The organism is Stutzerimonas marianensis, from assembly GCF_022810315.1.
Classification (GTDB): domain Bacteria; phylum Pseudomonadota; class Gammaproteobacteria; order Pseudomonadales; family Pseudomonadaceae; genus Stutzerimonas; species Stutzerimonas marianensis.
Genome location: NZ_JALGRD010000003.1, coordinates 311,795 through 322,968, shown reverse-complemented (window position 1 = coordinate 322,968; position 11,174 = coordinate 311,795). Strand labels below are relative to the sequence as shown.

The window sequence follows — 11,174 nt, the reverse complement described above, 5'->3', positions numbered from 1 at the left end:
AACCGGCGCAGCCTCAGTCACGCGTTGCTACTGGAGATGTCATGAGCAAGAAAAAACCTGCGGCGCCCCACGTCCTGATCCCTTCGCGGATTCGTGAAGGCCAGCCCTTCCCGCTTGGGGCGACCTGGGATGGGCTGGGCGTCAACTTTGCGATCTTCTCCGCCAATGCCACCAAGGTCGAGCTGTGCCTGTTCGATACCGATGGCGAGACCGAGCTCGAACGCATCGAACTGCCCGAGTACACCGACGAGATCTGGCATGGCTACTTGCCGGATGCGCACCCTGGCCAGATCTACGGCTATCGCGTGTATGGCCCCTACGAGCCGGACGCCGGCCACCGCTTCAACCCGAACAAGCTGCTCATCGACCCTTATGCCAAACAGCTGGTCGGGGAGCTCAAGTGGTCCGAGGCGCTATTCGGCTACACCATCGGCCATCATGATGCGGACCTCAGCTACGACGAGCGCGACAGTGCGCCCTTCGTGCCGAAGTCGAAGATCATCGATCCGGCCTTCACCTGGGGGCATGACCGCCCCGTGCAGGTGCCCTGGGACCAGACGATCATCTACGAAACCCACGTACGGGGTTTCACCATGCGCCATCCGTCGGTGGCTGAAGACATGCGTGGCACCTTCGCCGGGTTCAAGTCGCCGGACGTCATCGACTACATCCGCAAGCTTGGCGTCTCGTCGATCGAGTTCCTGCCGATTCATGGTTTCGTCCAAGACCAGCACCTGCTCGAAAAAGGCATGAGCAACTATTGGGGCTACAACAGCATCGCCTTCTTCGCGCCGCATCCGAAGTACCTGGCGAGCGGCAAGATCAGCGAATTCAAGGAAATGGTCGCGCACCTGCACAACGCGGATCTCGAAGTCATTCTCGACGTGGTCTACAACCACACCGCCGAAGGCAACGAGCTGGGCCCGACCCTCTCCATGCGCGGCATCGACAATGCCTCCTACTACCGCCTGATGCCGGACCAGAAGCGCTATTACATCAACGACTCCGGCACCGGCAACACGCTCGACATGAGCCACCCCTGCGTGCTGCAGATGGTCACCGACTCACTGCGCTACTGGGCCACGGAAATGCACGTGGACGGCTTCCGCTTCGACCTGGCGACCATTCTCGGCCGCGAGCACTATGGCTTCGACGAGCGCCATGGCTTCCTCGTCGCCTGTCGCCAGGACCCGGTGCTGGCCAAGACCAAGCTCATTGCCGAGCCCTGGGATTGCGGCCCCGGCGGCTATCAGGTCGGTGGCTTCCCGCCGGGCTGGGCCGAATGGAACGACCAGTACCGCGACACCGTCCGCGCCTTCTGGAAAGGCGACAGCGACCAGCTGCCGGATTTCGCCGCGCGCCTGACCGGCTCTGGCGACCTCTACAACCAACGCGGTCGACGCCCGTTCAGCTCGGTCAACTTCATCACCGCGCACGACGGCTTCACCCTGAACGACCTGGTGTCCTACAACGACAAGCACAACGAGGACAACGACGAGGACAACCGCGACGGCAGCAGCAATAACATTTCCTGGAACCACGGCGTCGAAGGCCCGACGGACGATCCGGAGATCAACGAGCTGCGCTTCCGCCAGATGCGCAACTTCTTCGGCACGCTGCTCTTCTCCCAGGGCACGCCGATGATTGTCGCTGGCGACGAATTCGCGCGTACCCAGCACGGCAATAACAACGCCTACTGCCAGGACAGCGAAATCGGCTGGGTGAACTGGGACATTCCCGAGCAGAGCCGTGCCCTGCAAGCCTTCGTGCGCAAGCTGATCCGGCTGCGCCAGCGCTATCCGATGCTGCGCCGTGGTCGCTTCCTCGTCGGCGCCTACAACGAAGAACTGGGCGTCAAGGACGTCACCTGGCTCGCCCCCCATGGGGAAGAGATGACGATCGATCACTGGGAAGATGGCAACAACCGCTGCATGGGCATGTTGCTCGATGGCCGCGCGCAACCGACCGGTATTCGCAAGGCCGGCTCTGACGCCACCCTGCTGCTGGTGGTCAACGCCCATCACGACGTCGTCAATTTCAAGCTGCCGGAGTCGCCGCAAGGCATCTATTGGAACCGGCTGATCGACACCAACGATCCGAACGCCCGCACCGCACGCTTCGACTTTGACGACGAATACGTGCTCACAGGTCGGTCGCTGCTGCTGTTCGAGCTGATCAAGGAAGAGGAATAGCCGTCCCGGCCGGCGGCGAACCCCGGTTCGCGCCGGCCGATGGCTTGACCGACGTGCGGTAGGAACCCGCGCCGCGCGCGCCAGTCCCAAATCGGCATGTGCGGACCCTTCGCACCCATGAACAACGCGGCTCACACGAACCCAACGGATGCGTCCTGCCAGCCGCAGGCAGGTTGTCCCTCCGTGATGGATCACACCCTATGCGCGCTTCCCGGCTGCTCATCGCCTTTACGCTGCTGATTGCCAGCTACCTGAACGTCTCGCCGAGCCTGGCGGGCGGCACCATCACCAATGCGACCCTGCCGGCTGGCAAGCCAGGCAACGTCAGGCTGATGGTCAACACCATTCGCGGCGGCAAGGCCATGGACGTCAATAACGAGACGGACGTGCCGGTAGAAGTGGTGCTGCGCCTGACGCGCCTGGTCAACGTCACCGGCGTCGGCAACGGCGTGATCCGCAAGACGGTACCGGCACGCACACGCTTGCGCGTCGCGACCCTGCGCAAGCGCCAGGGGAGCTACCCGATGATGTATCAACAGTCGTTCAGCTATGCGCTGATCTACTCGCCCGAGCCCGGCAAAGCCGGTTCGGTCGGCGGCTACGCCTACGCGCTGCCCTGGACGGGTGGCCCCTTCCATATTTCTCAGGGCGCCGGCGGCGACTTCAGCCACAACTCGCCGAAGGGCCGTTACGCCGTGGACGTCGCCATGCCGGTCGGCACCCCCATCGTCGCAGCCCGCAACGGTAAGGTGATCGAGGTGCATGACGGCCAGGGCGGCCGGCTGCCCAATCCGGCCGGCAACTATGTGCGTATCGAACATGCCGACGGCACCCACAGCGCCTACCTGCACCTCAAGCGCGGCTCGGTAAAGGTCAAACCGGGGCAGACGGTCAGGACCGGCAGCCTGCTCGGCCAATCGGGCAACACCGGCCGCAGCACCGGCCCTCACCTGCATTTCGTCGTGCAGAAAGCCTACGGCGATTCGCTGGTGTCCATCCCCTTCCGCTTCTCCCGACCGGTCAGCGCCCTGCCCAACTTCGCCCGCAACGATTGACCGAGGGCACGATGGGCGAATGAATTCGCCCCTACAGGGCGTGCCGCGCTGGATGCACTTGCGTGCTGCATGCCGGCTCGCTGGGCAGTTGCCGTTGTAGGGGCGAATTTATTCGCCCACCCCCGCACATTGTCGGGCGGCCACCCTGTCCGCGGTCATCCGCCACAAGTGCCGGAGATGCTGCTCGTGCATCCTCCACCCGCCCTTGTCCGCCCCACCCGCTATGCAACCGGGCCCCCGTAGGGGCGAATTTATTCGCCCGCGACTGACTCACGCACGGCGCTTCCAGTCGAAGCTGAACGTCTCATCGGCGGCCATGCGCTGGAGGTGATCGGCGACGACCGTCTCCAGTTTCTCCAGCTGCGCCGGGTCCTCGGCGCGGACCTCGGCAGTGAGGCGGCCCTCATCGGCCCTCAGCTCACAATGACCGCTGCCGAATGGAATGCTGCCGTGCCGGTCGTCGTAGGTGACCTCGAACTTGTGGCTCCAATGTTTGCAGAGCCGGCGGATCAGCCGGCTCGGGTCGGTGGTGGTGATCTGTACGCTGGATTCGAGCATGTCGCTCCTCCTGAGTTGATTAGCCAAACTGAAAGCCCGACAGGGCCGTTTCCATGACACGGTCGGAAAAGGTCCTACGTCCGGTGCTTTCGCCCGCGGCACCGGCCGCGACGAGCAGCGGAAGCAGATGCTCCTCGGCGCGAGGTGGGTGACACAGGCGCGCGGACGGGGCCTGCGCCCAGTCGCGCAGGGCCGCTTCACGCTCGGCTCCAGGCGAAGTCACGGTGTCGGCGAGCCAGGCGTCGAACTGTTCCGAAATGGGCGTGAAGCGCGGATCGCGGTACCCACGCATGTTATGGAAGCTCATGCCACTGCCAATGATGAGCACGCCCCGATCGCGCAACGGCGCCAATGCACGACCAAGGTCCAGATGAGCCTGGGCATCGAGGTCGCGGCGCAGCGAAAGCTGCACGACTGGAATGTCCGCCTCCGGAAACATCAGCTTCAGCGGCACGAACACGCCGTGATCGATACCCCGTGCAGGGTCGCCTTCGGCCGGGATTCCCGCCTCATGTAGCAGCGCGACGACGGTATCGGCCAGCACCGGTTCGCCCGGCGCCGGGTAGCTGAGCCGGTAGGTATGCTCAGGAAAGCCGTGGTAATCGAAAATGAGCGAAGGATGCGGATGCGCCGTCACGCGGACATTCGCTTCGAGCCAGTGGCCGGAGATCACAAGGATGGCGCCTGGACGCTCCGGCAGGGTCGTGGCGATGTTTTCGAGATAGGCGCGCATGCGGTCCCAGGCGTCCACGGGGTCCCAGTCCATGAAGAAGCATGGGCCGGCACCATGCGGCACGAAGAGTGTGGGCATGCGGTTGCTTGGAGCGTTCATGGGAGGCTGCCTGTCTGGGTAAGCGGGCAGTATGGATTACACTCCATCGGCCCTTAAACCGCCAAAACACCACTACAGCTCTCACTCACAGTAGGAAATCCCATGCTCGACCGCGTCACCGGCATGCGTGTGTTCGTACGGGCTGCCAGTGCCGGCAGCCTTTCAGCAGCGGCGCGGCACCTGGACATGTCCCCGGCCATGGCCACCAAACACGTCGACGCGCTCGAGAGCCGGCTGGGCGTCAAACTGTTCCACCGCAGCACGCGTCGTCTCACCCTCACCGCCGCCGGCGCCGATTATCTGGAGGCGTGCCAGCGCATCCTGCCGGAAATCGACGAGGCTGAGGCGAGCGTGGCTTCCCAGCGGGTCGAGGCGAAGGGGTTGTTGAGGATGAACGTGCCGCTGTCCTTCGGCACGCGCTATATCGCCCCGTTGCTTCCGGCCTTCAGCCGACGGCACCCGGAAGTGAGCATCGAGCTCGGTTTCACCGACAGCCAGGTCGATCTGATCGACGGGAACTGGGACCTGGCGGTGCGCATCGGCCGGCTCGACGACAGCCCGCTGCAAGCGCGTCGCCTAGTTGCCGATTGCCCGATGCTGCTCTGCGCTTCGCCTGCCTATCTGGCCGAACGGGGCACACCGCGGCGCACGAGCGATCTTGCCGAGCACAACTGCATGGGTTACAGCCTGTCCAGCATGGGCCCGCGGGAATGGGCCTTCGGACGCGCCGGGGAAATCCGCGTCCCGATCAGCGGCAACCTGATCGCCAACAATGGCGCCGCGCTGGTAGCGGCCGCCGCGGGTGGCATGGGTCTTATCTACCAGCCGCACTTCATTGTCTCTGCGTCGCTGGCTCGTGGCGCGCTGGTCACCCTGCCCCTCGACGTCGAACCGATGAGGCTCGGTGGCGTGTACGCCGTCTACCCGCCTGATCGGCGCCCGCCAGCGAAGGTCCGCGCCATGATCGAGTATCTGGTCGAGGCCTTTTCCGGCGAGCTGCCCTGGGACAATCCTCGCGGTTGAAACCGCCGACGTATCGGCTTCGCCTGAGATGCCTGGATCGCCTCGCCGCGGGGCGCCCGGCCCTGTTCGCGGAAAAAAAGATGAACCGTGCAAGCCGTGGTCAGTCCGAAGAACAGAGCAAGCCGCTCATCAGGAATGCGGCTGGAGCGCCCGATAGCGGCGCTTCGTAGCGTGCGACCGTGCCGCCTGGTCGGTCGCCACGAAGGAGGCCAAGACCCAATCCGCCGGCAAGCCAGCATGCGCTTGCGCGGCCCCCGATACGGAGTAGCCATGAAAGCTGTTGTTTATCACGGTGTCGGCGACATCCGCCTGGAAGACGTCGACGAACCACGCATTCAGGAACCCACTGACGCCATCGTACGGATCACCGCGTCAGCCATCTGCGGAACGGACCTTCACTTCGTCCGCGGCACCTTCAGTGGCATGAAGCCCGGCACCATCCTTGGCCATGAAGCGGTAGGCATCGTCGAGGCGCTGGGTGACGATGTGCGCAACCTGGAGATCGGTGACCGTGTCGTGGTGCCCTCCACCATCGCCTGCGGCAACTGCTCCTATTGCCGTGCCGGCTATTTCGCCCAGTGCGATGTGGCCAATCCCAATGGCAAGGAAGCGGGCACCTCGTTTTTCGGCGGCCCTGCCGCGACCGGGCCCTTCCATGGATTGCAGGCGGAAAAGGCGCGGATCCCCTTCGCCAATATCGGCCTGGTCAAGCTGCCGGCGGAGATCACCGACGATCAGGCGATTCTGCTCTCGGACATTTTCCCGACAGGTTACTTCGGCGCCGAGATGGCCGAGATAGAACCCGGCGACACGGTCGCGGTATTCGGCTGCGGACCGGTTGGCCAATTCGCCATCGCCAGCGCCAAGCTGCTGGGTGCCGGACGCGTATTTGCCATCGATCAGTTCGAGGATCGCCTCAAGATGGCCCGGCGCCAGGGCGCGGAGGTCATCGATTTCAATCGTGAAGACCCGGTCGAAACCATCAAGCGACTCACCGGCGGCATCGGCGTCGATCGCGTCATCGATGCTGTGGGCGTGGACGCCGAGCACGGTTGCTGCTCGGGCAAGCCGGCCGAGGGCGCGGAAACCCGGCAGAACGGTCAATGGCGCCCGGGCGATGCCCCTTCGCAGGCGTTGGAATGGGGCGTACAGAGCCTCGCCAAGGCCGGCACGCTGTCGATCATCGGCGTCTACCCGCCGGATGCCACTACCTTCCCCATCGGCATGGCGATGAACCGCAACATCACCATCAACATGGGCAACTGCCACCACCGCAAATACATCCCGCGCCTGATCGAGATGGTTCAGGCCAAGCGCATCGCACCGGAGACGATCCTCACGCAGGTCGAGCCGATGCCCGATGCGATTGCCGCCTTCGAGGCCTTCGACCGCCGCGAGCGCGGGTGGATCAAGGTGGAGCTGCAACCCCAGCGCAGCGGGTCGAGCCAGGCGGCCGAAGCCCAGGCGGTGGTCGACAAGGCGGTCGCCGACACCTTCCCGGCCAGCGATCCGACCACCATGCAAAACCCGAAATAGGCCGCAGGAGCACGCGATGGCAGCCATCCATATCGGCATTTCCGGCTGGCGCTACGCACCCTGGCGAGGCGACTTCTACCCCAAGGGACTGGTGCAGAAGCACGAGTTGAAGTTCGCCTCGCGGGCCGTGAACAGCATCGAGATCAACGGCTCGTTCTACTCGCTGCAGCGGCCGGAACTCTACGCCGCCTGGTATGACGAAACGCCGGACGGCTTCGTTTTCAGCGTCAAGGCGCCCCGCTACATCACCCACATCCTGCGCTTGCGAGACGTGGAGAAACCCATCGCCAACTTCCTCGCATCGGGTGTGCTGGCGCTCAAGGACAAGCTCGGTCCGATGCTCTGGCAGTTTCCACCCTCGTTCAAGTTCGATGCCGAGCGCTTCGAGGCCTTTCTTGCCCTGCTCCCACACGACACCGAGGCGGCTCTGGAAATGGCCAAGGGCTGCGAAGCCCGTATGGAAGGCCGCAGCTACCTGCAGATCGACCGCAAGCGGAAGCTGCGCCACGCGGTGGAGATCCGTAACGAGAGCTTCGTCGATCCGCACTTCATCGAGCTGCTGCGTCGCTACGACGTGGCTCTGGTCGTTGCCGATACGGCTGGCAAGTGGCCGTACCGCGAGGACCTGTGCAGCGACTTCGTCTATATCCGCCTGCACGGCGCCGAGGAGCTGTACACCAGTGGCTACACCGACCAGGCGCTGGATGCGTGGTGCCGGCGCATCAGGCTCTGGAGCGAGGGTGACCAACCCGATGATGCACACCTGATCAGCACTCGCAAACCTCCGGCACGAAAGCACCGTGACGTGTACTGCTATTTCGATAACGACGTGAAGGTTCGCGCGCCCTACGACGCGCGGCAACTGCTGCGCCGTCTTGGGCTGGAAGACGGCTTGCAGACCACCCCGGGCCAATTGGAAGGAGTACCGGCTTGAATCTGGACAAGAACCATCCGCTCGACAGCAGCGACCTCGACGCCCACATGTCCACAGCGGTCAACGCGGTTCGCGTGCTGACCGTCAACACACACAAAGGCTTCACCGCCCTCAATCGACGCTTCATCCTGCCGGAGCTGCGCGAGGCCGTTCGTGCCGTGTCGGCCGACGTGGTGTTCCTGCAGGAAGTGCTGGGCACGCACGAGAAGCATGCGATGCGCTTTCATGACTGGCCGAAGATGTCGCAATACGAGTTTCTCGCCGACAGCATCTGGACCGACTTCGCCTACGGCCGCAACGCGGTGTACCCGGACGGCGACCACGGCAACGCCCTGCTGTCGAAATACCCCATCACGCGGTATGAGAACCTCGACATCTCGATCGCCGGCCCGGAGCGCCGCGGCCTGCTGCACAGCGTGCTGCAGGTTCCGGGGCACGATGAATTCCATGCGATCTGCGTGCACCTGGGCCTGCGGGAATCGCATCGTCAGCAACAGTTGCGCCTGCTGTGCGACCTGCTCGATTCACTGCCACAGGATGCTCCGGTGGTGGTCGCCGGGGACTTCAACGACTGGCGGCTGAAGGGCGCCGATGTGCTCGACCGTTGCGCCGGAATGCACGAGGTGTTCGCGGTGTCACACGGCAAGGTGGCCAAGACCTTTCCGGCGCGCTGGCCCATGTTGCGCCTCGACCGCATCTACGTACGCAACGCCACCAGCCACAAAGCCAGGATTCTTGGTAACAAACCCTGGACGCACTTGTCCGATCATCTGCCCTTGGCGGTGGAGATACACCTATGAACTTTCACTGGAGAGACGGGAATCGTCTTCAGTTGCTGGAAAACGGAGAGGAATTCTTCCCTGCCGTGTTCGAGGCCATTGCGAACGCGAAAAGCGAAGTCCTGCTGGAAACCTTCATCTTCTTCAAGGACAAGGTCGGCTCGGAGCTGCAGAGCGTTCTGATCGAAGCCGCGCAGCGCGGCGTAAGCATCGATGTGACGGTCGATGGCTACGGCTCGGCGGACCTGGACGGTGAATTCGCCGCGGCCATGACGCGCGCTGGCGTGCGCATCCACGTGTTCGACCCCGGCAAGCGCCTGCTCGGCAAACGCGTCAACGTGTTTCGCCGCATGCACCGCAAGATCGTCGTCGTCGATGGCGAACTGGCGTTCATCGGCGGCATCAATTTTTCGGCGGACCACCTGGGCGACTTCGGCCCTGCCGCCAAGCAGGACTACGCGATGCAGATCGAAGGGCCGGTGGTGCATGATGTCCACCGTTTCGCGCTCGCCGCGCTGGCCCAGGGACAGACACCGCGTCGCTGGTGGCACCGCCGAGATCGCAGCCACAGCAATGGTTACGCCGGCGCCAGCCGCGGCGAGGCCCGCGCTCTCTTCGTCACCCGCGACAACGACAGCCATCGCAACGACATCGAAGAGCACTACCTGCAGGCCATTCGCGACGCCCGTTCGCGGCTGTTGATCGCCAATGCCTACTTCTTCCCCGGCTACCGTGTGCTGCGCGAGATTCGCAATGCCGCGCGGCGCGGTGTGCGGGTGCGCCTGATCCTGCAGGGACAGCCGGACATGCCGATCGCCAAGTTCGGCGCCCGCATGCTCTACAACTACCTGATGAGCGATGGCGTGGAGATCCACGAATATTGCCGTCGCCCGCTGCATGGCAAGGTGGCGCTGGTCGACTACGAATGGTCCACGGTGGGTTCGAGCAACCTCGACCCGCTGAGCCTGTCGCTAAACCTGGAGGCGAACCTCATCATTCGCGACCACAGCTTCAATCGGCTGCTACACGAAAAGCTGGATCGGCTACTGCATGAGGACTGCCGGCGAATACCCCTCGAGCGGATCGTCCGCGGCTACTGGTGGCGAGCCCCGCTGATCTTCATCATCTTCCACTTCCTGCGCCACTTCCCGCAGCTGGTTGGGCTGTTCCCCGCCCATCGACCCAGGCTGGAGCTGCTGGACCCGGAGCCGGTCGAACCCACGCCGGCGCCGCTGCAGCGAGACCATCAATGACCGAGGCCCGCCACGACCCACCAACCAGTCGCTGGAAGCGCGCCTGGCCCGTGATCAAGAAGTTGCTGACCTATGCCTTCTTCATCCTTGTGGTGGGGTTGCTGGTCGGCCTGGCCCGTAACGTCGACTGGAGCGAGGTCGCGACCACGCTGCGCAACTACAGCGCCGGCACCCTGCTGCTGGCCGGTGCCGCTACCCTGACGAGCTATGCGGTGTATTGCTGTTATGACGTCCTCGGCAAGCGATACGCGCGCCATGACCTGCCGGTGCGGCAGATCATCCCGGTGACCTTCGTCTGTTACGCCTTCAACCTCAACCTCAGCGCCTGGGTAGGCGGCATCGCGCTGCGCTATCGGCTCTATTCGCGCCTCGGCCTGGGAGCGTCGCAGATCACCAGCGTGTTCACCCTGAGCATTCTGACCAACTGGCTCGGCTATCTCTGGCTTGCGGGCTTGATCTTCGCGATGGGCTGGATCAGCCCGCCGGCCGACTGGGAGATCGGCCAGACGGCGCTGCGCGCCCTGGGGTTCGGTCTGTTGCTGGCTGCCGCCGTCTACCTCCTGGCCTGCGGGATATCCAAGCGACGCCACTGGACCATCCGCCAGCACGAGATTCATCTGCCTTCGCTCCGCCTAGCGGTGTTCCAGATGCTGCTCGGTGCTGCCAACTGGTCGCTGATGGCGCTGGTCGTCTACTTCATGCTCTCGCAGAAGGCGCCCTACCCCCAGGTGCTCGGCATCCTGATGATCAGCAGCATGGCGGGCGTGCTGGCGCATATTCCGGCGGGCCTGGGTGTTATCGAGGCGGTGTTCGCCGCGATGCTGGTCGACCAGATGAGCCAGGGGGCCATCGTCGGTGGGCTGATCGGTTATCGGGTGGTGTACTTCCTGATCCCGCTGATGTTCGCCACGCTCGTCTATGTGATCCTCGAGGCGCGTGCAAAAAAACTTCGCAGCGGCAATCAGGCTCAATCTGATGAAGAACCGCAGCCGAGGCGCACGGCGTAGCGCCA

At 64.0% G+C, this 11,174-nt stretch carries 10 protein-coding genes; 8 read left to right on the top strand and 2 right to left on the bottom strand.

Annotation, left to right across the window (positions count from 1 at the left end):
- Nucleotides 1–41: 41 nt before the first annotated feature.
- Together glgX and MST27_RS07160 are read left to right on the top strand one after the other, a co-directional pair.
- Nucleotides 42–2,192, top strand: coding sequence for a glycogen debranching protein GlgX (gene glgX, locus MST27_RS07165; protein WP_243605314.1), 2,151 nt, complete (start codon nt 42–44; stop codon nt 2,190–2,192).
- A gap of 200 nt (nt 2,193–2,392) precedes the next feature.
- The gene (locus MST27_RS07160; RefSeq protein WP_243605313.1) at nt 2,393–3,247 is read left to right on the top strand and encodes a M23 family metallopeptidase; all 855 of its coding nucleotides are present in this window, start codon (nt 2,393–2,395) and stop codon (nt 3,245–3,247) included.
- 270 nt (nt 3,248–3,517) lie between these two features.
- Here the strand turns inward: MST27_RS07160 and MST27_RS07155 are convergent, their stop codons facing one another.
- Together MST27_RS07155 and MST27_RS07150 are read right to left on the bottom strand one after the other, a co-directional pair.
- Nucleotides 3,518–3,805 carry a DUF2218 domain-containing protein gene (locus MST27_RS07155; RefSeq protein WP_243605312.1) on the bottom strand — a complete coding sequence of 96 codons (288 nt, stop codon included), beginning with the start codon at nt 3,803–3,805 and terminating at the stop codon, nt 3,518–3,520.
- Between the two features lie 19 nt (nt 3,806–3,824).
- Nucleotides 3,825–4,637 (bottom strand): DODA-type extradiol aromatic ring-opening family dioxygenase, encoded by an 813-nt coding sequence (locus tag MST27_RS07150; RefSeq protein ID WP_243605311.1) that lies wholly within the window; start codon nt 4,635–4,637, stop codon nt 3,825–3,827.
- Between the two features lie 102 nt (nt 4,638–4,739).
- Between MST27_RS07150 and MST27_RS07145 the strand changes: the two genes are divergently transcribed.
- The 6 genes from MST27_RS07145 (at nt 4,740) to MST27_RS07120 (ending at nt 11,169) form a co-directional block, all read left to right on the top strand.
- Complete coding sequence (locus tag MST27_RS07145) at nt 4,740–5,660, top strand: LysR family transcriptional regulator (protein ID WP_243605310.1); 921 nt, start codon at nt 4,740–4,742, stop codon at nt 5,658–5,660.
- A 270-nt stretch (nt 5,661–5,930) separates the two neighbouring features.
- Nucleotides 5,931–7,196: a zinc-dependent alcohol dehydrogenase gene (locus tag MST27_RS07140; protein ID WP_243605309.1), complete on the top strand. Its 1,266-nt coding sequence runs from the start codon at nt 5,931–5,933 to the stop codon at nt 7,194–7,196.
- 16 nt (nt 7,197–7,212) lie between these two features.
- The gene (locus MST27_RS07135) at nt 7,213–8,130 is read left to right on the top strand and encodes a DUF72 domain-containing protein (protein WP_243605308.1); all 918 of its coding nucleotides are present in this window, start codon (nt 7,213–7,215) and stop codon (nt 8,128–8,130) included.
- Nucleotides 8,127–8,930 carry an endonuclease/exonuclease/phosphatase family protein gene (locus tag MST27_RS07130; RefSeq protein WP_243605307.1) on the top strand — a complete coding sequence of 268 codons (804 nt, stop codon included), beginning with the start codon at nt 8,127–8,129 and terminating at the stop codon, nt 8,928–8,930. Before MST27_RS07135 ends, MST27_RS07130 begins: the two co-directional genes overlap by 4 nt.
- Complete coding sequence (gene clsB, locus MST27_RS07125) at nt 8,927–10,162, top strand: cardiolipin synthase ClsB (protein ID WP_243605306.1); 1,236 nt, start codon at nt 8,927–8,929, stop codon at nt 10,160–10,162. The genes MST27_RS07130 and clsB overlap by 4 nt, the downstream gene beginning before the upstream one ends.
- On the top strand, nt 10,159–11,169 hold the full coding sequence (locus MST27_RS07120) for a lysylphosphatidylglycerol synthase domain-containing protein (RefSeq protein WP_243605305.1): 1,011 nt from the start codon (nt 10,159–10,161) through the stop codon (nt 11,167–11,169). The genes clsB and MST27_RS07120 overlap by 4 nt, the downstream gene beginning before the upstream one ends.
- Nucleotides 11,170–11,174 lie beyond the last annotated feature (5 nt).